Below are 21,211 nucleotides of genomic sequence, written 5' to 3'. Positions count from 1 at the left end.
CCCTTCAAAGGGACAGTTTAATTAAATCTTTCTATGGCCTCTTTTATTTTTTCCTCTTTCACACAGAGTGAAAAACGAATATATCCTTCTCCATTACTTCCGAAAATGGTTCCCGGTGCAATAAAAATGTCTTTGTCGTACAACACCTGATCGATAAATTCCTCAGAAGATGGAGCTCCTTCGGGAAGTTTGCACCACACAAACATGCCAACGGCCTTTTTATCATAGGTACAGCCTAGCTTCTCCACTAATTGGAACATCAATCCCCTTCTTTTGGTGTATACCTTATCCAACTCTTCAAACCATTCCGGTCCACTTTGCAAGGCTGCCACAGCCCCTTTTTGAATACCGTAGAACATGCCAGAATCCATATTGCTCTTCACCTTGAGAACAGCATTAATATGTTCCTCATTCCCCAAAACCATTCCCACGCGCCATCCGGCCATGTTAAAGGTCTTGCTCAAGCTATTCAGTTCCAAGGTGCAATCTTTGGCCCCTTCAATGGACAAAATACTTGTAGGGTTATTGGACAACACAAAACTATACGGATTGTCATTGACCAATAAAATTTTATGCTTTTGGGCGAAATCCACCAAGTCGCTCAACTGCTCTTTGGTCGCCGTAGCTCCAGTGGGCATGTGCGGGTAACTGACCCACATCAACTTAACTTTCGATAAATCTTTCTTGGAAAGTTCCTCCAAATCGGGGAACCATCCATTTTCCAATGTAAGATCATAGGTCACGGGCACCCCACCCACCAAGTTTGTCACTGAGCCATAGGTTGGATAGCCGGGATTGGGCAGCAACACCTCATCGCCTACGTTCAAGAAAGCCATGCTAATGTGCATGATACCCTCCTTGGACCCCATCAACGGTAATATTTCCGTATTGGGGTCGACCGACACATTAAATTTCTGAAGATAGAAATCGGCAATAGCTTCCCGCAACTGGGGCAACCCTTGGTAACTTTGATATTGGTGCGCCCCATTATCCATAATGGAATCCCGTAAGGTTTCCAAAACTTGGGGCGATGGTGCCAAATCTGGACTTCCTATCCCCATATTGATGATGGGCTTCCCTTGGTTCATCAATCCTCTAACCTCCCTCAATTTTTTGGAGAAGTAGTATTCCTGTACGCTATGTAACCTATCTGCTGTGATCATAACAACAATGCATTTTTATATTCGCCCAAAACCGTAAAATCCTCCGACATGATTTCCAACAATGCCTTGGCTTTTGAAAAATATTCATACTCCTCAAAGGTGACATCCACAAAAAAGGCATATTTCCAAGGTGTTTCAATCACGGGAAGCGACTGAATTTTGGTCAGGTTAAGGTTGCAATCACTCATCACGTTTAAAACCGTGGCCAAACTTCCGCGTTTATGATCTGTGATAAATCGCAATGAAGCCTTATTAATCTCCTCTTTGGGTAAAACCTTATTCTGTTTCTTTAGAATGATAAAACGGGTAGCGTTATTTTTTATCGTTTGGATTTCTGGGGCAATAATATCCAAATCGTACAATTCTGCGGCCATCTTTGGTGCAATGGCTGCAATATGCCCTAATTTTTCATCCCTGATGCGTTTTGCCGTTTCTGCCGTATCCACACTTTCCACCAACTTAATATGTGGATATTCTTTGAAGAATTCCTTGCACTGTAACAAGGCCATAGGATGCGAATGGACCTCTTTGATGTCCTCAAAAGAGGTTCCTTTCAACACCATAAGGTTATGATGGATACTCAAATAGTGCTCTCCTATTACATGTATTTTATTGTGATACACCAAATTGTAGTTTGGAATAATGGAACCTGCAATTGAATTCTCTATCGCCATGATGCCCTTGTCCGCTGTTCCATCCAATAAATGATCAATGATTGCATCAAAGGAGAGGCATTCGAGCAATTCAATTTCTTCTCCAAAAAAATCCTTGGCCACTTGATGGTGGTTGGATCCTTTAATTCCCTGTATGGCTATTTTTAAACCCATGGCAAAAAAAAAGCCCCGATTTTTACCGGGACTTTACATGTTTATATACTTTAATCGTATTCAAAACAGTCCCGTACCTCTTTGAAAAAAGAAGTAAAAATAAAAACCGTTCCAGAAATACGTTCTTGTCATTATTATAAAAATCTGCGGCTAAGATAGCCAATCAATCCAAAACTAACAGCGCTTGCAAAAATTTTTTTGATTTTTTTCAAAAAATCCGAGTTCACTGCATATTATTTTGAGGAAGCATGCTTTTTTTAAGAATTCCATTCATCCTATGATCCAATTACACCATGTGAATCAAAACTTCTAAAACCGTATTTTTGAATTCAAAATAAATGCAATGTCCATCACCGTAACCAATATCACCAAGACCTTTGGCCAACAAAAAGCACTGGACAACGTCTCCTTTTCCATCAACAAAGGAGAAATTGTTGGTTTTTTGGGACCCAATGGTGCAGGAAAATCCACCATGATGCGGATTTTGACTACCTATTACAAAGCCGATACGGGTGATGCCGAAGTGAATGGGTTTGATGTGTTGACAGCCGAAAAACTTGTACAAAAGAGCATTGGCTACCTGCCCGAGCACAATCCATTGTATTTGGAGATGTATGTAAAGGAATATCTGGCCTTCAATGCCGATGTGTACCAAGTGCCAAAATCTAAAATCGGTGAAGTGATTGCCCAAACTGGACTTACCCCTGAAGCCCACAAAAAAATTGGACAGCTATCCAAAGGATATCGTCAACGTGTAGGATTGGCCGCGGCCTTGTTACATGACCCCGAAGTATTAATTTTGGATGAACCCACCACAGGTTTGGACCCCAATCAGCTGGTGGAAATCCGAAAACTCATTCGGGAAATTGGGAAAGAAAAGACCATATTGCTCTCCACACACATCATGAAGGAAGTAGAAGCGGTCTGCGATCGGGTCATCATTATCAATAAAGGAAAACTGGTGGCGGACAAAAGATTGGAGGAACTCCGAGAAACGGAAGAGCAAATCATTGAAGTGGAGTTCGATTATCGGGTGGAAGAACAACTGCTCAACCAATTGCCCAACGTTTCCAACGTAAAAAATATTGGGGGCTTTGTTTATGAAATTACGTTTGCCACCTCCAAAGATATGCGTCCAGCGGTATTTGACTTTGCCCATGACAACAAATTGAAAACCCTTCAACTGAGTCGGAAAAATAAGAATCTGGAGAGCTTGTTTTCGGAACTTACCGCATAGAATCCAAAATCAGTTTTCAACCATTTCAAATGTGGTATTTTTGCGTTGAAGATGTAAAACGACTCCATGAAGAAGAACAGCGCCAGATTAGAATTGTCCAAGGAAGCCATGAAATCCTACGGGTATCAGATTGTTGATGCCATTGTGGAGCACCATGACACACAAAGAGAAAAGTTGCCCGTTGCCTTGGGTTCCCGCGAAGAAATGGACTCCCTATTTTTGGAAGAAGCCCCAGAACAAGGCTCTGACCCAACCCAAGTCCTGAACTTTGTCCTGGAAAAGGTGATGACCACCAGTACGTTGATGTCGCACCCAAAATCGTATTCCTTTGTTCCAGGTCCAAGTAATTACATCAGTGCCATGGCAGATGCATTGGCTACCGGTTACAACATATTTTCTGGCGGATGGGCCGCTTCCCCTGCTGCCGCCGAGTTGGAGATTGTGACCATTCAGTGGTTGCTGAAGATTTTTGGGTTCCCGAAGAAAAAAGGGGGCGGTATCTTCACCAGTGGCGGTTCTATGGCCAATTTAACAGCCATAACAACAGCGCGACGTATTAAATGCGGTACTGATTTTTCCAAAGCGGTGATCTATCTATCAGACCAAGCACACTCCTCCAATATTAAGGCCATAAGGGTATTGGGCTTTAAAAAGGAACAGATTCGAATCATTCCTACGGATATTGAATTCAAATTTTCGGTCAACAAACTCAAAAACTGTATTGCCAAGGATAGATTGGAGGGACTTCACCCCTTTTGCTTGATTGCCACATCGGGTACCACAAATACCGGAACCGTGGATCCTTTGGTGGAATTGGGCAAAATATGCAAAAAGGAAGATATTTGGTTCCATATTGATGGCGCTTATGGTGCGGCAGCCATCCTTTCTCAAAAAGGAAAGCAACTGCTAAAAGGCATTGAAAAAGCCGACTCACTAACGGTTGACCCCCATAAATGGTTTTACCAACCCTATGAAATGGGCTGTTTGCTGGTGCGAAACCACAAAAACCTGAGCCATACGTTTACTGAAAAACCCGAATATCTTCGGGATATTGAAGGAAACACTTCGGAAATCAATTTTTACGACCACGGTATACAGTTGACACGAAGATTTCGCGCATTGAAATTCTACATATCCCTTAAAACCTTTGGTTTAAAGGAGTTCAGGGATGCCATCACTTACAATATTGACCTAGCCGAGGAAGTGGAATCCAACTTGCGGAAAAGCAAATATTGGGAGGTTGTTTTTCCGGCGACTTTAGCGGTCATCAATTTCAGGTACCATCCCATCGAAAAAAATTACACCGAAAAGGAATTGGATGCCATCAACCAGTACATTTCGCAAAAAGTGGTGGCTTCACGGAAAGCACTTTTGGTAACAACCTTGCTGCATGGACAGGTGGTGCTACGGATGTGTCTCATCAATCCAAGGACCACTCTGGACGACATCAAGGAAACCTTTGATCTCTGTGAAAATTTTGCCATGGAAAGAGAACTGCAGCGCTATACTTGATATTGTCCGGATTATCATTTGTAATTTCTTTTTCTTAAGTTTAATGGTCTCTAAAACAACAAGATGAAGACCAAACTTTCTGTCGTACTGCTTGCCATTTTTACTATTCTTTTGGGTTCCTGCAGACAGGAACAAAAACAAACTGACAAAGTTGTGGATGAAAGTTCCAATGAAGAAACCAACTTTTTCGTCACAAATCCCCAAGAAATTCCAGAACAGGAAGTCATAACCCTTCAAATTGGGGAAAAAGCTCCGGATTTTAACCTTCCGGGGGTTGATGGCAAGTTCCATTCCCTTTCAGAGTATGGTGATGCCAAGGTATTGGCAGTCATCTTTACCTGTAACCATTGCCCAACCGCCCAAGCTTACGAAGACCGGATCATCCAATTGACTTCGGATTATAAGGACAAAGGGATACAAGTAGTGGCCATTTCACCCAATTCCATCAATGGACTTTTGTTGAATGAATTGGGTTACAGTGATCTAGGGGATTCCTTTGAAGATATGGTGGTACGTGCAAAAGATAAAAACTTCAATTTCCCCTATCTCTATGATGGCGACACACATGGGGTTTCGATAAAATACGGTCCAGTAGCGACTCCTCATGCCTTTATCTTTGATTCTGAAAGAAAGCTTGCCTATGTGGGGAGATTGGATGCTTCCGAAAAACCCGGGACCGCCAATGCCGAAGACGTGAGGAATGCCATTGATGCTTTATTGAATGACACTCCGATTGAGGAAAATATGACCAAAACCTTTGGCTGTTCCGTTAAGTGGGCCTGGAAGGATGCCTATGCCAAAAAGGTGAACAAGGAATGGAGTGAAATGAAGGTGACTTTGGAGGATATCGATGCTGAAGGACTTAAAAAATTGATGCAAAATGATTCGGACAAACTGCGCTTGGTCAACCTTTGGGCCACTTGGTGCGGACCTTGTGTCTTGGAATATCCCGAGTTTGTGGATATACACAGAATGTACCGTGGCAGGGATTTTGAGTTTATCTCCATAAGTGCCGACAACATGGGTTCGAAAGATAGAGCATTGCAGTTTTTACAGAAAAAATCATCCGCATTGACCAATTATATCTATTCCGGGGATGACAAATATGCCATGATAGAGGCCATTGATCCCGAATGGGATGGAGCATTGCCCTACACAGCCCTAATTGAGCCCGGCGGCAAGATCGTGTACCGGAAAATGGGACCCATTGAACCTTTTCAACTCAAAAAGACGATTGTGGAACATCCCATGATCGGGAGGTATTACTGAGTGTCAATTGATTCGATCTAAATTTTCATCACATTCTTGTTTTTTGATTTTGTATGGGCATTGTCCCCAAACTTATATTTCATTGGAAAAGCGATTTCCCCATTGAAATTATTGGTATCGAACATACCTTGGTGGCTTTACTCCGTTTATTCGCATATAAACAAGCATTTGTCCTCTATGATGAGTTATGTGGTCAGCAAGCAATAATAAAACTTGTCTTTTTGTTCTATCTAGGCCAAAATAGTCCACTCTTTCCTTAAGTTTGGTTACATCAAAATTTGAGATGAGCTCCATGGTATCATCAAAGGTTTTATAAACAGTGGCAATCATTTCCTCTTTGGATTTGCTGCCAACTTTAAGCTCTGTGTCAGTATTCCAATCCCTAGCTTCACGATTTCCCATCAAGGACTGGCTATGCCAATCCATTGCCCATGCAATATGCATTAAATGTTCAGCAAAGCTCATGGATTCAGGTGTTGCCTTGAAGGCATATTTATCTTCAGGCATAATTTCTGCGACAAGGATTAAATATTTCCTCGAATTTTCTAAACGCTCCAAATATTCCTTGATAAAATTGTTTGATTGGGCGAGTAGAGGTAATCCGATGGCACTTACCAGCATAAGGGTTGTTAGAACAAATTTCTTTTTCATACTATCAATATTTTACTTGCAACCTTTGCTGAATTTTTCCCAATCAATTTTAGGTGCTTCGGGATATTTTTCAACAAGCGTTTCTTCTAAATCATTTTTCATTTTTTGATAAGAAACCCCATAAATTTCTTCAAACCTCTCAAATCCATCCGTCCAAAGTCGTTCGAATTTTTTCAAGCTATAATTCTCCAAAAGGTATTGGACAATATATCCTGATTGATGGTAACCGACCATCTCTGATTGGCCATAAAAATCTGCACTTAAATCCTCCATTGAAATCAACTTATCTTCTGCTAGGAGATACCTATATATTTCTGCCACATTATATCCATTACAATTGTTGGCAGCATAGGTTGCAATACCTTCATTGACCCAAACAATGTTGCTCCTCGCATAGTCCCAATCCAACATTGCCATCAAGTGCATTAATTCGTGTTTTATGGGTGGGTCTGTTTCATCCTCGTTTAAAACAATATTGACCGTACTCCAATATGGATATGCATTTCCACCGGCCCTTGTCCCAGTATAGATAAACATTTCATCCCGCGAAGACATAACCCGAACATAAATGGTATCATTGAACTCATTTTTTTGGAGAATGTTTTTATTATGCTCGATGGCTTCAAGGGCCTTTTTTATGAAGTCCTCTTTATAATCAAATGCATATCCGCTTTCAGGAAAAACAAAATTGACATTCTTTATCAGTTTTGAGACTTTGGTTTCTTTTATCCAACCATCTGTATCGGTTTTTTCAGACACTTCATTGTTTTCAAGACAGCCAACTAAAATCAATTGGAAAATGAAAACAAAAATTAGCTTTGGATACTTTTTCATGATTAAGAATCACTTGGTTTTGAAGCAAAGAAAATTCTGGAAAGTGTTATGAAAAAGTCTTAGGGGTCTGAATTAGGTACTAGTACCTGTACTATTTTGAAGAAGTTCTTGGCGATTGCCCACATTGAGCTTGCCATAAATATTGGTGATATGACTTTTCACAGTACTTAGACTGATGAAAAGCTCATTAGCAATTTCCTTGTTGCTCTTTCCCTCTAAAATGAGGTTGCGCACCAAAGTTTCTTGTTTACTCAACTCGGGAAGAATGGGTTTTCGCTGTTTTCGAACTTGATAGAAGACCAATACCAACATCAAGACGAGGGCAATAAGTCCAAAATTCAGCCATCGGCTTTGTCGCAATTGTTGACCTAGGGCTTCTTGGTTCAGATAGGCCAATTTTTCTTCCAGAAAAAGGTATTCAGCGGGAGGAATGTTACTCTCCTTGAACTTTCTCAACAAATCAATGTAGTATTCGGCGTTTTCAGCAATGTCTTTATTCAACAGATTTTTTTCATTCAGAACTTTAATGGCCACCAACTTTACCCGTAAAATCTGAAGAGAATCACGGGTATATCCGGTCAATTGATGTTGCTTCTCCTTTTTCGATAAGGCAGATGATTGCAGTTTCTCCTCAAAATATTTGAATTTCTTCCATTCCTTAGCACTCAGTTCAGCATGAATACTATCCTGCAAAATGGCTGAGTCTTCCAAAGCGTAATTTTTCCCTCCCGCGTACATATCGCTCGCAAAAAAAAGTATAAACAGCGCCCAAAAAATAGAAAGAGACCTCAAGAAACTCATTTTGACTAAATTTCCACAAAAAACATGAGGTTCACAAGTCAAAATAGAGGATCAATTGCCCTATCCAATTTTTCTTGAACTTTTGGGTCTGTACAATTGATCAAGATCGAGATGACCAATTTCTCATTGGGATATACAAAAAAATTGGTATATGCCCCCACACTGCTTCCCACATGACCCACAAATGGTCTACCTTGATTATCTTGGCTCACTTGAAAACCCAATCCGTAAAAAGTTGGCTTTCCATTGACAACCTGTGAAGTCAACAATTGGTGATAGGTTTCCTTTTTTAGCAATTTTTGCTCCAAAATAGCTTGTCCCAATTTCGCAACATCTTCGCTAGTGGATAAAAACCCGCCGCCAGCCAATTTGTAGAAATTATTGACTGGCGTGGCTTTTTTAAAACACAAGGCTGTTTTGGTGTAGTATTGTGTTTTATTCTCGACGTTGCTTGGACGGACACGGTCAATTGATGGTGCAAAGGTGTTTTTCATCCCCAAAGGGTTGAGCACTTTTTCCATTACATAATCTTCAAAAGGTATTCCACTGGCCTCCTGCATGGCCAAGGAGAGGAGGACAAAATCAAAACTGTTGTACAGATATCCCTTACCTGGTTCAAAAAGTAGTGGGTCATTTTTAAAAACCGAGATACTATCCTTTATGGAAAAATCTTGATTTAGTGCGTATTCTTTTCCTCGGTAGGCGCGAATACCCGCTGTGTGACCTGCCAATTGCCGTAGGGTAAAATCATAACGCTTTTTGGGGTAATAAGGCACGTATTGATAGAAGGAGGTATCCAAGTCAACAATGCCATCTTCCGTCATTTTACCCAAGGCCAATCCCGTTATGCATTTGGAAATACTGGCTATCCGAAAGACGGTTTTTTGGGGATCTACTGGAGTTTTCCGTTCCACATTGGCATAACCGTATCCTTTTTGAAGGATGGTTTTTCCCTTTTTAAAAACAGTTACCGAAATCCCTGGCGCCTGCCTCTCGGCTACAAGATTATGGAAAAGAACATTGGCCTTTTCCAAACCTTGAAGACCTTCCTCCGATTTCACTTTTGGGGAACCTGAAAATAATTGCTTGATATGGGCAAACAGTGAGTTCAACAGTGTTGGGTTTGTTCTTCCGAACATAGTGAGAAATCCAAAGAAAGGAAAGGGAAACCTATTTTAATTGAATAGTGGAGCGGTTTACTCTTGAAAAATCAATCGGCCATTAAAAAGTTCATCAACATCAATTTCTGGGGGCCGGTTAACACTGATGACATCCCCGGTACCACGAATTATACCACCTATCCGATCTTGAGGATTAACATAAACGTCATTGGAACCTCTGTGATTAAGACTAACCCGATTGGCGACTAAACCTGCTGCTTCCACTCTGGAATCACCGGCAGCAACATTTACATTAAAGTTATCGGTTGTACCTTTCAATTTAAAGTAAGCTATACCATTCACTGTGATTCTCACAGTTGTGGAATTCACTTCCAAATCAAAAGAACCGTCAGTAGTTTCGGTCTCGGGGTTGCTGAAACTTTCTGAAATCAAGGTCAAATTGGGGTAATTGAGAACACCATCACTGGAGATTAACAATCCGGTACTGCTACGTACTTCAGAAATATTTGGAGAGGTGACATAAATGGTGGTCAAACCATACTCGCGCACATAATTACAATTATTTTCATTTCTGAGGATAAGTCGATTGCCTTCCACTTTTGCAGAAACATCATTCCGAAGGAACTCCCCAGTCTCAACTTCCACTTTTTGCTCGTCGCCTTGTTTGAGCACTACATTTAGATTTTCAAACACGGTTATGGTATTGAATTCGGGAACATCCACAGTTTCCCGAACCGTATCTCCCGCATTTTGGAAACAGTCGGGGACATTATCGCCGTTGCAGGAGATTATGAGAAGGAGAAAAAGGAAATACAAAGACCACTCGACTGCGCTCAGGATGACATTTCCCGAGGTCACATTCTCATTTTTATATAATCTTTTCAATACTAACATCTCAAATCTCAATACTATAATCTAATCCCAATTCCAAATTCCACTGCCTCTGCTTTGGCTCCGTGTGATTTTAGGGTAATAGCCCCAAAGATTTTATGCCCAAAGTATCTTTTCATTCCAATTCGGTTGTACATCCTTCCCTCAAAATCAAAAGGGTAATACACATAGTATCCCAACTGGGCCACAACACTCATCTTGTTCACAAAGAGTTCATGTCCCACAAACAATCCTACCCGTTTATAATCGGTGTCTGCCGCTACGTCCATTTCTGGAAAGGAGATAGACTGAAATCGAATCAACTCTTTTAGAAAATTGGAAAAGAAAACATCGGTTCCCAGTTGAATGGCACTTTTTCGACCTAAACGTTTATCGGCATAGGCTGATAAAATCCAAAATCCATATCGGCCTGAATCGATTACATCACTCTCATTCACCCCGCTGCGAAGCGCAAAGTTATATCGAATAGGTTCCGTAATTTTTTCCTTGGGGCCGGGTTCAATATATTCATAAACTTTTCCACCATCTAAATCATAGGTGAGCCCAAAATTCACGGCCATGGTATTGGTTGACGTATTGGGGGCCTTAAAATTGGCATTGGAATAGTGAACGAAGGAAAGTCCCGCTCTCAAACCCAAACCTGCCACAAGATTTTCTTTATGATAATTCAACATCAATACCGTACTACTTAAAATATGACTTCCGTAGGCATTGTTCCTAAAATTTTCATTTTTATCGTAGGGATTGGTGTTGTACGCCAGTCCTTGTGCTACACGCAATTGAATATTTCTTTTAAGGAAATAGAAATTATAGTGCCCGTACAACCCAAAATGTTTCCCAAGGGTTGGGTTATTGGTGTTCTGAAATACAAAAGTATAGCCTGTATCAGGGTATCCAAAATCGGATTCCCATTCTTTATGACCATACGTTTTCCGGCTAACACCCAAAATAATTCCTCCCGGATGATCGGTTATCAAGTGTGAAATATCTGGGTTATGCAGGAGTATGGAACCATAGAACTGGTTGGCATCCAGTACGTATTTCTTTGGGATATACTCGTTTTGGGCATTTCCAAAGCAAAAGCATAAGAAGGTAATAAAACAGAAAAGGGGCCTCATGGGGCACTAAAGTAGGAAATAAAGTACTTCTTGGAATCAATTATACAATATTCTCATTGGTAAGAATACAATATTGAAAAGTATTCCTTTGGCTATATGGGAATAAGGCGTATTAACAATCTGTAGGCTCAAAAAGTCATTTATCAATTGAAAACTAGGATTGGTCAATTGAAACTATTGAAAGTAAATTCTTATAGTTTCCTTGCTCCATAGCAACCACTTATTTTAGGAAATGCTTTCCCAATAGGGTAGAACGAGAATCCCAAATCTATATAAAATGAAAAAAGCGAACTTAAAACGTGTTTTTATGCCATTGCTCTGCATGACTTTATTTTTTCTTGTCAGAAAGAAGAACCCCTACCCACCAAACAAAGTGTGGAACCACAAATTGAAGAAACGGATGGGAAGTCCGTTGTCTTGGGCGAGGAACTTGAAGTCCCATACACTGTGGAGAACATGCAAAGGGCTTTTGATAATCTCTTGTTCAACCTGAAAAGTAAATCCAAGCACAGTAAACTGGCGAAGACCTTTAAAGATGAGGAGGGTATTGAAGTACTTCCCTCCCACTATTACTATCGCTTTTTGCCCAAGGACAGTCTGGAACACGATCTGCTGGTAAAAGACACCATCCTACAAGTATCCAACATACCCTTACATTATGAAATTGAGGAGGAAGGTGATTTTTATGACGACCCAGAACTGGAGGGAGACGAAACCCCTGATGGGCTTTCATACCTCTATGCCGTTGTGCCCTATGATTACCCCTTGCCGGAAACCATTGAAAAAGAACGCTTGGACGATATGTATTTTGCCCCTGAACTGGACAAGGAAGAACCCGAAGAGGGGGAAATTGTGGTAAAACAGCCCCTGAACAAAACCACCAAAGACATATTGACCGTGGATGAAAACGGGGAAGTCTTTGAATATCTGGAACTGGAAGCCCTAAAACTGACCAACAACCTGGAGGAGGACGAGCTTGTGGTACTACAATTTTACCTACCCAACGACCCTACTGGTACGCTTTATTCTTATGAAGAAGCTTCCCAATTGGGTTACCAACAAAAAGAACTGATTATAGACTTGGCCTCTGTTGAAGCTCTATTGGAGCAAGAAGCATTGGCCAACCGCCGCAAATGGCACCCTAGTGGAAAAATAACTGTACGGGAAGATGTAGTGAACAGAACCGTAGGGGTTATGGGGGCCGAGGTTAAAGTACGCAAGTGGGGCTTTTTGGTGATCCGTAGGGCACGTACCGACAGAAATGGAAACTTTAGAACCCGCAGAACCCGTACCAAACGGGTAAAATATGCGGTACACTTTAACAGTAACAGCAGAAAATTCCGCATTATGGCAGGCTCCATTTTTGTGCGGGCCAAGCACCGGGGCACCCGGAAATACAAAAGGGCATCCTGGAACCAGCATTTCTCCTATGGTAGGAGTAAATTCTATGCCCTTGTACATAATGCTGCTTATGATTTTTATGATAGGGCTGTGGGTAAGTTTGGAATGCACCACCCTAATCAAAGCTGGTTACGTATCAGCGCACGGTATAATGGGAATATATCAGATTCTAGACATAGTGATCTTAATGTAAATGGAAGTCTTCCATGGATACCTTTGCTCCGATGGAAGTCGGAAATACAAGTAGGACGATTAAATAAAGGTCAATATAAAGCAAGTGATTTGGTATATGGTGCAGTCATCCATGAAATGACCCATGCCAGCCATTACAGAATGGATAGAAGTTTTTTTATTAATCCAAGGGCGGCTGGTTGTACACTACAAACTATGGCAGAAAGTTGGGCGGTAGGAGTGGAAACGGTGGTAACCAATGATAGATATTTTAAGTTAAATCCAAATTACAAAGCTTCCAATAGAATTGGAAATTCTAGACCACTAGATTTGTATAATTCATTCAAACAAAATGAAATAATCAAATCAGGTAGTAAAGAAGAATATACACCTATTGTTATCGATCTAATTGATAATTATAATCAAAAAGTAGAACTCAACGATTCATCCTTACCCATTGATTGTGTCAACGGATATTCATTAAAACAAATACAAACTTCTTTAAATAATGTTCGTGGCCCTCACAGTTGGAAGGAAAATTTAATTAAACAACACCAAAACCCTACTGAAGGCTTTGTGGAAGAACTTTTTAATGTATACATGTATGACAACTGTGATTAGAATTGGCAAGAAGATATTTATTATGTTAAATATATTCTATTTGGCCAGCTGTGGTAGTGGATTGGATGGAGAACAGGAAATGTTTACCTACACATTCATTTTAAGAAACAAAACTGGAACAAGTCTACTAATCACAGGAGACTTGAATAAACGAACCGAATTAGTATCAGATGGTGATGCATTCATATGCTCTTACACTGCCTCAAAAAATAATTCCGGAGGACTTTGTTCAGAATCAGTCGAAATAAGGATTCCAGACATTAATAAAGGTTATCGTTGTTACAAATCCATATCACAAGTTCAAGGGCTTTGCTTTGTTGAGGATTTCATGGTTTATACAATATCAGAAGGTACTATTTTCACTAAAATAGATACTAAAACCTATCAATATATACTTACACCTAGTCTTATTGAAAACGCCTTTGATCTCCCAGAGTGAATTGTTTGGGACAGTGTTGGATAACTTTTGTGGCAGCTCAGAGCACAGGCCGGATATATTGACCCTATTGCCCACTTCTGACATTAGGGTGACAAGAAGGGAAAAGGATGAGAACAAGAATTGTATCTATCGTGGCACCGATGGCATCTATGCCACCACGGTACATGAGCTTACCCATGCCGGGCACAGAGAGTTGGACCCCGAGATGTTCAGTGTATTGCATTTGGGCAACTGCGAGCGGTTGATGCTACAGGAAAGCTGGGCCGAAGGGGTGGAAACTGTTGTAACGAATGATAGGAATAAACGTTTAAGCTCAACCTATATCAATCCCACTAACGACAATATAGGCTGGAACTATCAAAGACAAAGAAATGCGGTGGATGAAATGACAGAATACACTCCAATTGTAGCAGATTTGATAGATAACCTAGACCAAAATGAAGTTTTTTCGAATATCTACTCCACAGATCGAGTCAAAAACTATAATCTACAACAAATACAAAGAGCAGTTGATAACTGCAGAACCATTGATTGTTGGGAAAGAAATCTTAGAAACTATTACAATAATTCTAGCGAACAGTATTCAAAGGAACTTTTTGATTATATGAGAGTGTAGCCTTACCCCTTTTAGGACATCGCTAAATTCATAAAATTATCATTAATGTTGTCTGTTTCGGGGAAGAATTCTTCCCCGAAACGTTTCTTGTATTCCCTGGGCGGCATATCCCCGATGGATGAATGGGGATGCCTTGTATTGTAATCCTCCATCCATTTTTGGGTCAGTGCCCTTACTTGGTGGAGGTCGTTGAACCAATAGGCATCGAGCACATCCTCCCTGTAAAACCTGTTCAGGCGTTCCATATATCCGTTCTGCATGGGCTTGCCGGGCTGGATGAACTGCAGCTCGACACGTTTGGCCTTGCACCATTGTGATAGGGCCTTGGATATGAACTCCGGACCGTTGTCGCAGCGTATGGTCTTTGGCAGGCCTATTTCCTCCTCCAGTTGTGATAAGGTCTCCACTACCCTTATCGCCGGATAGTTCAGCCCCACGTCCATGGCCAGTGCCTCCCGGTTGCAGTCGTCCATCACATTGAACACCCTTATCTTCCTTCCATCGGACAGCACATCGGCCATAAAGTCCATGCTCCAGACCTCGTTGAGCTCCATCGGGGCCCCCAGTGGGTTCTTTGTCCTTGCAGGAAGCCTCTTCTTGTGCTTCCTCCTGAGTTTTAGGTTCATGGACCTGTAGACCCTCAACACCCGTTTCCTGTTCCAGTTGCGGCCTTCGCGACGCAAACGCTTGTAATACACCTCGAATCCCCTTGTCGGCAGCTCTTCGGCCAGCCTGGAAAGGGCATCGACGACCTCGGTGTCGTCCCTCCTGCTATGGTAGTACCACATCGACCGGGCAAGGTCCAGTACCCCACAGGAACGCGATACACATACAGAATAGGCCTCCTGGAGATATTTGGCGCGCTGCTTCTTGTCGGAAGGCCCTAGAACTTTTTTGACAGTACGTCCTTGAGCATACGGATGTCAAGACTGGCATCGGCGTACATCTGCTTGAGTTTGCGGTTCTCCTCCTCGAGTTCCTTCAAGCGCTTCATATGCGCAACTTCCATGCCCCCGTACTTCTTCCTCCAATAATAAAAAGTGCTGGTGTCAATCCCCATCTCACGGGATATGTCACCCACCTTGCGGCCCTGTTCGTTCTCTTTCAGTGCCTTGATGATCTGGCTCTCGGTAAACTTGCTTTTTTTCATGTGACAGTTAAAATTTAAAGTTAGAAAATCTGAATTTTAAACTGTCCTATTTTTAGGGAAGGCTACAAGAGGAGTTCTTAACAATAACAATCCCGAAAAATGCAAATGAGACTATTATTATCATTGACACTTCTTGTAATGCTAAATGCATGTACAGACGAACCTGATTTAATTCAATTTTCAGTAAACATCAAAAATAATACCGATAAAATATTTGAAATAAGATGTTTTAGCCAAGGTAAACTAAAGGTTCAAAAAAGTCTAAGTCAAAGTGAAACTAAAAACATTTGCACCTACACTTCAGAATCGTTTATTGGGCTGGCCGGATGCCAAAAAGATTCTGTAGTGGTGGAATTCAATAATTCAAAAGGGTACATTGATATACGTTTGGGCAACAATCTAAACGAGTATCGATTTTTAGGGAATAAATCCATATTTATTCAAGGAAATGGCTTCCAAAATGTAGGTGGCGAGTATGAATTCTCAATCACTCAACAGGACTTCGAAAACGCCTATGTACTGCCAGAGTAAACTCCCAAAAAACAATGAAGAGTGTATTTTACTTTATAGGATGTGCATTTATGGTTTGCGCCTCTGCATTAGCGCAAGATCAGAATCTGCCAATTGTAGAACAGCCCATAAACTCAATTACTTTTGATTTGTTATCTCCTTTTTATCCGAGACGACTATTAAGCTCCGGCCCCAATTCTTCTCACCTAACCCGGTGGAGGCTTGGTTATCGCCATCAGTTGAACCAACGATGGGCCATAGGTGCAGATTTTGGTTATGGAAATGAAAGTCTGGCCGTTTTTATGGAAAGAAAGGATTATAGGCTGTATGAGTTTAGGCCGGAACTTCTCTATCTAGTTTTACAAAAAAGCAAGACCAGAGTGTACTTTTCATTTCAGCCCTTTTATATTCTGCATACAGAGACGCTACTGAACAATTCAGTGTTGGCGGAAGATATTGGGAGTGTCAGTTTCGATCAAGCAGATTACAAAAGAATCAAATACGGTTTTACACTCAACTATGGCTTTCTTTTTCCAATATCTTCCATAATGGGGCTTAATGTTTATACTGGAGGTGGTTTAAAAAGAAGGGAAAATCAATATAAATCATTCGTAAACCCTACTCCAATACCCTACCATGAAGACCATTTTCCACCTTACTATGATTCATATTTTCCATTGACCGAATTTGAATTTTCCTTCGGAATTAAAGTTTACTTTTTAATTCAAAAACGAAATCAGACATAAATGGTTCTCCCCACAATCCTATCATAAAAAATTAAAACACCTCCTTGGCAACCGCCTTAATATTATCTGATTTTCCCATGGAATAATAATGCAATACGGGCACTCCGGCTTCCTTGAGCTCCTTGGACTGCGCTATGCACCACTCCACCCCTACTTGGCGCACCTCCTTGTTGGTCTTGCACGCTTCCACAGCATCCACCAAGTCTTGCGGAATATCAACTCGGAATACCTGGGGGAGCAATTGCAAATGCCGTTTTACAGCGATGGGCTTAATTCCCGGAATGATGGGTACATCAATACCCATTTCACGAGCCGCCTCTACAAAGGCAAAGAACTTTTTATTATCGAAAAACATCTGGGTCACCACATAATCCGCGCCCAATTCCACTTTTTCCTTCAACCGTCTTAAATCTGATTTTAAGGATGGGGCCTCCATGTGTTTTTCTGGATAACCCGCCACACCAATGCAAAAATCGGAGCAATCATCCGTCTCAATTACTTCATGCAGGTAATTGCCACAATTAATGTCTTGGATTTGTTTCACCAATTGGGATGCGTATTGGTGTCCACCTTTGGTTGGGGAAAAATATTTTTCCTCTTTCATGGCGTCGCCACGTAGGGCCATTACATTTTCAATACCCAAATAATGGCAATCCACCAATAAGTACTCTGTTTCTTCTTTGGTGAATCCACCACAAAGCACATGGGGTACGGTATCCACATCATATTTGTGTTTAATGGAAGCACAAATCCCCAAAGTTCCGGGACGCATCCGGGTCAGTTTCTTGTCCAACAAACCATCCCTATCAATGTACACATACTCTTCCCTAGAGGTGGTGACATCAATGAATGGGGGGTTAAACTCCATCAAAGGGTCAATATTATTATAGAGTTCTTGGATACTCTTCCCCTTTACAGGAGGTATGATCTCAAAGCTAAAAAGCGTTTTTCCTTTTGCTTTTTTTAAATGGTCGGTTACTTTCATTAAAATCAGTTGATTGTTTTTGGTTGTTTGTTGACAGACATTTACAGTTTTGAATAATAATTGATAAAACCGTTTAAAAGTCTTTTACACGTTTTGACTTCTTCAAGAAGTTGTTCCAAGAGAGACTTATTCATGTATTTTTGGTCAAAAGTTAAATAAAGTTGGGTTTCGAGTTCATACAAAGAACCACGTGATATGTGTAAGAATCTAATGGTGTCTGCTGAGGTTTGTCTTCCACAACCTTCAGCAATGTTTGATGCAACAGATACACTGCTTCTTCTCATCTGGTTGATTAATCCATATTTTTCTTCCTCGGGAAAAGACTTGGTCAACTCATAAATAGAATTGACAAGCTTTCTGGCTGCCATCCAAACATCTAAATCAATATATTCCATAGTACAATTATCAAAAAACCATCAACTACTAACTTTTAACTATCAACCAAGTTAGGCGCGAGCCATTTTTGGGCTTTCTCCAGTTTTATGTTTTTTCTTTTGGCAAAATCGGCTACTTGATCTTGCTTTATTTTTCCCAGTCCGAAATATTTGGCTTGGGGATGCGCAAAATAATAGCCACTAACACTGGCAGCGGGCCACATGGCCAAACTATCGGTCAGTTTAACCCCTATTTTTTCCTCAACTCCCATCAATTCCCAAATGGTCAATTTCTCTAAGTGATCGGGGCAGGCTGGGTAACCGGGAGCGGGACGGATTCCGCGATATTTTTCCTTGATTAGCGCATCGTTGTCCAAGGTCTCATCAACGGCATAGCCCCAATAGTTGGTCCGAACTTCTTTATGAAGGTATTCCGCAAAAGCTTCTGCCAATCTATCGGCCAAGGCCTTGATCATGATGGAATTGTAATCGTCATGATTCTTTTCGAATTCTGCCGCCAATTCTTGGGTTCCAAATCCTGTACTGACACAAAAACAGCCGATATAATCTTGGATACCAGAATCTTTTGGCGCAATAAAATCCGCCAAAGCGATATTGGGAACTCCTTCACGTTTTTTGAGCTGTTGACGAAGTGTTCGGAAGATAAAGGTTTCACCAGTGTCGTTCTCGACTCCGCTCGCACTGAAAACTTCAATATCATCTTCGTTAACCTGATTGGCTGGGAACAGCCCAAAAACAGCCTTGGCCTTCAATAGTTTCTCGTCCAAAATACGTTTCAGAAGCTCCTTGGCATCCTTAAAAAGTTCCCTGGCTTGTTCGCCAACCACCCCATCGGTCAAAATATCCGGGTATTTCCCGTGCAAATCCCAACTTCTAAAAAATGGGGACCAATCGATAAATTCCTCCAATTTGGTCAGGTCAAAATCATCCCAAACCTCAATACCCAAATGGTTTGGTTTTTTTATGTCTGATTGATCCCAGTCGATTTGAAGTTTATTTTGCCTTGTCTGCTCCAAGGTCAAGTATTCCTTTTGCTTACCACGCTTCAAAAACTTGTCCCGAAAACTCTCGTAATCCAGTTTGATGGATTTTTTATACTTGACAGAGGTTTCGTCCTGAAGCAAATCACCCACCACCGTCACCGCCCGGGAAGCATCGTTGACATGCACCACGGCTTGACTGTATTGTGGGTCAATTTTAACGGCTGTATGGGCCTTGCTCGTGGTAGCACCTCCAATCAACAGGGGCACATCAAAATTTTGACGCTCCATTTCCTTAGCCAAGAACACCATTTCATCCAAAGAGGGCGTGATCAATCCGCTCAGACCTATAATATCCACTTGCTCTTCCTTGGCCTTGTTGATGATTTTCTCTGGCGGTACCATCACCCCCAAATCCACAATTTCGTAATTGTTACAGGCCAATACTACACTCACGATATTCTTTCCGATATCGTGCACATCACCTTTTACGGTGGCCATTAAAATCTTGCCCGCCGGTTTGGATTTTTCATCTTTTGCTGCTTCAATAAAAGGCGTGAGATAGGCCACGGCCTTCTTCATCACTCTGGCCGATTTCACTACTTGGGGCAAAAACATTTTTCCGTCACCAAATAAATCTCCCACCACGTTCATTCCTGTCATGAGATTTCCTTCAATGACCTCAAGGGGTTTAGTTACATTTTGACGGGCTTCTTCAACATCTTCAATAATATATTGATCAATCCCCTTGACCAAGGCCCGGGTAATGCGATCTTGAAGTGGCTCTTCTCTCCAAGACAAATCAACCTTGCTTTCTTTTGCAGTTCCAACAACAGTCTCCGCGAATTCCAATAATCTTTCCGTAGCATCGTCCCGCCTATCCAACAGCACATCTTCCACATATTCCAATAAGTCCTTGGGAATGTCATCGTAGACCTCCAACATAGTAGGGTTTACGATGCCTATGTTCATCCCAGCTTTTATGGCATGGTACAAAAAAGCCGAGTTGATGGCTTCCCGTACAGGATTATTCCCCCTAAATGAAAAGGAAACATTGCTCACTCCACCGCTAACACTGCAATAGGGAAGATTTTCCTTTACCCAACGAGTCGCTTCAATAAAATCAACGGCATTGCGTCGGTGTTCTTCCATTCCCGTGGCCACGGGAAAAATATTCAGGTCGAAAATGATGTCTTCCGGAGGAAACTTCACCTTGTTGACCAAAACATCGTAGGATCGTTTTGCAATCTCAATCCGGCGTTCCAAGTTATCAGCCTGACCCACTTCGTCAAAAGCCATAACAATCACCGCAGCACCATAGCGCTTGATCAATTTGGCATGACGGATAAATTCTTCCTCTCCTTCTTTCAAGCTAATGGAATTCACCACGCATTTACCTTGCACTACTTGCAATCCAGCCTCAATAATTTCCCATTTGGAACTATCGATCATGATGGGCACACGGGCAATATCGGGCTCGGAAACGATCAAGTTCAAAAATTTGATCATGGCTTCCTTACCATCGATCAGGCCATCATCCATGTTCACGTCAATGATCTGGGCGCCACCGTCCACTTGATCTCGGGCAACATCCAAAGCTTCATCGAACTTTTCTTCTTTGATGAGCCTTAAAAATCGTTTAGATCCAGCCACATTGGTCCGCTCTCCCACATTGATGAAATTGCTTTCGGGGGTTATTACCAAGGGTTCCAGGCCACTCAAACGCAAAAAGCGTTGTTTGTTGTTCGTTATTTGTTGTTCGTTTATTTCCAT

The 21,211-nt window shown here is 41.4% G+C and carries 20 protein-coding genes; 8 read left to right on the top strand and 12 right to left on the bottom strand.

The window, feature by feature from the left end:
- Window positions 1–17: 17 nt before the first annotated feature.
- Window positions 18–1,163, bottom strand: coding sequence for a pyridoxal phosphate-dependent aminotransferase (locus FG28_RS10930; RefSeq protein ID WP_036382729.1), 1,146 nt, complete (start codon window positions 1,161–1,163; stop codon window positions 18–20).
- Window positions 1,160–1,990 carry a prephenate dehydratase gene (locus FG28_RS10925; protein WP_036382728.1) on the bottom strand — a complete coding sequence of 277 codons (831 nt, stop codon included), beginning with the start codon at window positions 1,988–1,990 and terminating at the stop codon, window positions 1,160–1,162. The genes FG28_RS10930 and FG28_RS10925 overlap by 4 nt, the downstream gene beginning before the upstream one ends.
- A gap of 343 nt (window positions 1,991–2,333) precedes the next feature.
- Between FG28_RS10925 and gldA the strand changes: the two genes are divergently transcribed.
- The 3 genes from gldA to FG28_RS10910 all read left to right on the top strand — a co-directional run bounded on the left by gldA (window position 2,334) and on the right by FG28_RS10910 (window position 6,008).
- Window positions 2,334–3,227 (top strand): gliding motility-associated ABC transporter ATP-binding subunit GldA, encoded by an 894-nt coding sequence (gene gldA / locus FG28_RS10920; RefSeq protein ID WP_036382725.1) that lies wholly within the window; start codon window positions 2,334–2,336, stop codon window positions 3,225–3,227.
- 66 nt (window positions 3,228–3,293) lie between these two features.
- Complete coding sequence (locus tag FG28_RS10915; protein ID WP_036382723.1) at window positions 3,294–4,739, top strand: aminotransferase class V-fold PLP-dependent enzyme; 1,446 nt, start codon at window positions 3,294–3,296, stop codon at window positions 4,737–4,739.
- A gap of 63 nt (window positions 4,740–4,802) precedes the next feature.
- Window positions 4,803–6,008 (top strand): redoxin domain-containing protein, encoded by a 1,206-nt coding sequence (locus FG28_RS10910; RefSeq protein WP_036382721.1) that lies wholly within the window; start codon window positions 4,803–4,805, stop codon window positions 6,006–6,008.
- Window positions 6,009–6,116: 108 nt separating this feature from the next.
- Here FG28_RS10910 and FG28_RS10905 read toward each other — a convergent pair whose 3' ends face one another.
- The 6 genes from FG28_RS10905 to FG28_RS10880 all read right to left on the bottom strand — a co-directional run bounded on the left by FG28_RS10905 (window position 6,117) and on the right by FG28_RS10880 (window position 11,424).
- Window positions 6,117–6,659 (bottom strand): DinB family protein, encoded by a 543-nt coding sequence (locus tag FG28_RS10905; protein ID WP_036382719.1) that lies wholly within the window; start codon window positions 6,657–6,659, stop codon window positions 6,117–6,119.
- Window positions 6,660–6,671: 12 nt separating this feature from the next.
- Window positions 6,672–7,493, bottom strand: coding sequence for a peptidase MA family metallohydrolase (locus tag FG28_RS10900; RefSeq protein WP_036382716.1), 822 nt, complete (start codon window positions 7,491–7,493; stop codon window positions 6,672–6,674).
- Between the two features lie 72 nt (window positions 7,494–7,565).
- Window positions 7,566–8,294 carry a helix-turn-helix transcriptional regulator gene (locus FG28_RS20145; RefSeq protein WP_081894330.1) on the bottom strand — a complete coding sequence of 243 codons (729 nt, stop codon included), beginning with the start codon at window positions 8,292–8,294 and terminating at the stop codon, window positions 7,566–7,568.
- A 38-nt stretch (window positions 8,295–8,332) separates the two neighbouring features.
- Window positions 8,333–9,433, bottom strand: coding sequence for a serine hydrolase (locus FG28_RS10890; RefSeq protein ID WP_051947276.1), 1,101 nt, complete (start codon window positions 9,431–9,433; stop codon window positions 8,333–8,335).
- A gap of 57 nt (window positions 9,434–9,490) precedes the next feature.
- Entirely contained in the window at window positions 9,491–10,300 is an 810-nt protein-coding gene (locus FG28_RS10885; RefSeq protein WP_231562618.1) for a head GIN domain-containing protein, read from the bottom strand.
- Window positions 10,301–10,323: 23 nt separating this feature from the next.
- Entirely contained in the window at window positions 10,324–11,424 is a 1,101-nt protein-coding gene (locus FG28_RS10880; RefSeq protein ID WP_036382714.1) for an acyloxyacyl hydrolase, read from the bottom strand.
- 375 nt (window positions 11,425–11,799) lie between these two features.
- Here FG28_RS10880 and FG28_RS10875 point away from each other — a divergent pair, with 375 nt between their 5' ends.
- From FG28_RS10875 to FG28_RS10865, 3 genes are read left to right on the top strand one after another with little or no spacing between them, the layout of a single operon-like run.
- Complete coding sequence (locus FG28_RS10875) at window positions 11,800–13,617, top strand: hypothetical protein (protein ID WP_036382712.1); 1,818 nt, start codon at window positions 11,800–11,802, stop codon at window positions 13,615–13,617.
- Window positions 13,601–14,056, top strand: coding sequence for a hypothetical protein (locus tag FG28_RS10870; protein ID WP_036382710.1), 456 nt, complete (start codon window positions 13,601–13,603; stop codon window positions 14,054–14,056). The genes FG28_RS10875 and FG28_RS10870 overlap by 17 nt, the downstream gene beginning before the upstream one ends.
- Window positions 14,028–14,672 (top strand): hypothetical protein, encoded by a 645-nt coding sequence (locus tag FG28_RS10865; protein WP_156102262.1) that lies wholly within the window; start codon window positions 14,028–14,030, stop codon window positions 14,670–14,672. Before FG28_RS10870 ends, FG28_RS10865 begins: the two co-directional genes overlap by 29 nt.
- A gap of 11 nt (window positions 14,673–14,683) precedes the next feature.
- On the opposite strand, the gene FG28_RS10860 is transcribed toward FG28_RS10865, so the two are convergent.
- A protein-coding gene (locus FG28_RS10860) for an IS3 family transposase (RefSeq protein WP_231562584.1) occupies window positions 14,684–15,822 on the bottom strand; the annotation gives its coding sequence in 2 pieces (ribosomal slippage) (window positions 14,684–15,561 and window positions 15,561–15,822; 1,140 coding nt in all).
- 105 nt (window positions 15,823–15,927) lie between these two features.
- Between FG28_RS10860 and FG28_RS10850 the strand changes: the two genes are divergently transcribed.
- Window positions 15,928–16,353, top strand: coding sequence for a hypothetical protein (locus FG28_RS10850; protein ID WP_156102261.1), 426 nt, complete (start codon window positions 15,928–15,930; stop codon window positions 16,351–16,353).
- Between the two features lie 14 nt (window positions 16,354–16,367).
- On the top strand, window positions 16,368–17,078 hold the full coding sequence (locus FG28_RS10845) for a hypothetical protein (protein ID WP_156102260.1): 711 nt from the start codon (window positions 16,368–16,370) through the stop codon (window positions 17,076–17,078).
- A 31-nt stretch (window positions 17,079–17,109) separates the two neighbouring features.
- Here FG28_RS10845 and metF read toward each other — a convergent pair whose 3' ends face one another.
- Genes metF through metH form a run of 3 tightly spaced genes read right to left on the bottom strand, consistent with a single transcriptional unit; the run spans window position 17,110 to window position 21,211 of the window.
- Complete coding sequence (metF, locus tag FG28_RS10840) at window positions 17,110–18,063, bottom strand: methylenetetrahydrofolate reductase [NAD(P)H] (RefSeq protein ID WP_036382704.1); 954 nt, start codon at window positions 18,061–18,063, stop codon at window positions 17,110–17,112.
- Between the two features lie 41 nt (window positions 18,064–18,104).
- Window positions 18,105–18,458: a four helix bundle protein gene (locus FG28_RS10835; protein WP_036382702.1), complete on the bottom strand. Its 354-nt coding sequence runs from the start codon at window positions 18,456–18,458 to the stop codon at window positions 18,105–18,107.
- A 35-nt stretch (window positions 18,459–18,493) separates the two neighbouring features.
- Entirely contained in the window at window positions 18,494–21,211 is a 2,718-nt protein-coding gene (metH, locus tag FG28_RS10830) for a methionine synthase (protein ID WP_036382700.1), read from the bottom strand.

This window comes from Muricauda sp. MAR_2010_75 (assembly GCF_000745185.1).
Lineage (GTDB): Bacteria > Bacteroidota > Bacteroidia > Flavobacteriales > Flavobacteriaceae > Flagellimonas.
The sequence above is the reverse complement of the archived record's forward strand: the minus strand, read 5'-3'. Positions and strand labels throughout refer to the sequence as shown.

What these genes read in the sequence shown, in the direction of transcription:
- FG28_RS10930 (WP_036382729.1), bottom strand. Translation starts at nt 1,163, where the DNA reads ATGATCACAGCAGATAGGTTACATAGCGTACAGGAATACTACTTCTCC.
- FG28_RS10925 (WP_036382728.1), bottom strand. Translation starts at nt 1,990, where the DNA reads ATGGGTTTAAAAATAGCCATACAGGGAATTAAAGGATCCAACCACCAT.
- gldA (WP_036382725.1), top strand. Translation starts at nt 2,334, where the DNA reads ATGTCCATCACCGTAACCAATATCACCAAGACCTTTGGCCAACAAAAA.
- FG28_RS10915 (WP_036382723.1), top strand. Translation starts at nt 3,294, where the DNA reads ATGAAGAAGAACAGCGCCAGATTAGAATTGTCCAAGGAAGCCATGAAA.
- FG28_RS10910 (WP_036382721.1), top strand. Translation starts at nt 4,803, where the DNA reads ATGAAGACCAAACTTTCTGTCGTACTGCTTGCCATTTTTACTATTCTT.
- FG28_RS10905 (WP_036382719.1), bottom strand. Translation starts at nt 6,659, where the DNA reads ATGAAAAAGAAATTTGTTCTAACAACCCTTATGCTGGTAAGTGCCATC.
- FG28_RS10900 (WP_036382716.1), bottom strand. Translation starts at nt 7,493, where the DNA reads ATGAAAAAGTATCCAAAGCTAATTTTTGTTTTCATTTTCCAATTGATT.
- FG28_RS20145 (WP_081894330.1), bottom strand. Translation starts at nt 8,294, where the DNA reads ATGAGTTTCTTGAGGTCTCTTTCTATTTTTTGGGCGCTGTTTATACTT.
- FG28_RS10890 (WP_051947276.1), bottom strand. Translation starts at nt 9,433, where the DNA reads ATGTTCGGAAGAACAAACCCAACACTGTTGAACTCACTGTTTGCCCAT.
- FG28_RS10880 (WP_036382714.1), bottom strand. Translation starts at nt 11,424, where the DNA reads ATGAGGCCCCTTTTCTGTTTTATTACCTTCTTATGCTTTTGCTTTGGA.
- FG28_RS10870 (WP_036382710.1), top strand. Translation starts at nt 13,601, where the DNA reads ATGACAACTGTGATTAGAATTGGCAAGAAGATATTTATTATGTTAAAT.
- FG28_RS10850 (WP_156102261.1), top strand. Translation starts at nt 15,928, where the DNA reads ATGAGACTATTATTATCATTGACACTTCTTGTAATGCTAAATGCATGT.
- FG28_RS10845 (WP_156102260.1), top strand. Translation starts at nt 16,368, where the DNA reads ATGAAGAGTGTATTTTACTTTATAGGATGTGCATTTATGGTTTGCGCC.
- metF (WP_036382704.1), bottom strand. Translation starts at nt 18,063, where the DNA reads ATGAAAGTAACCGACCATTTAAAAAAAGCAAAAGGAAAAACGCTTTTT.
- FG28_RS10835 (WP_036382702.1), bottom strand. Translation starts at nt 18,458, where the DNA reads ATGGAATATATTGATTTAGATGTTTGGATGGCAGCCAGAAAGCTTGTC.
- metH (WP_036382700.1), bottom strand. Translation starts at nt 21,211, where the DNA reads ATGGAAATAAACGAACAACAAATAACGAACAACAAACAACGCTTTTTG.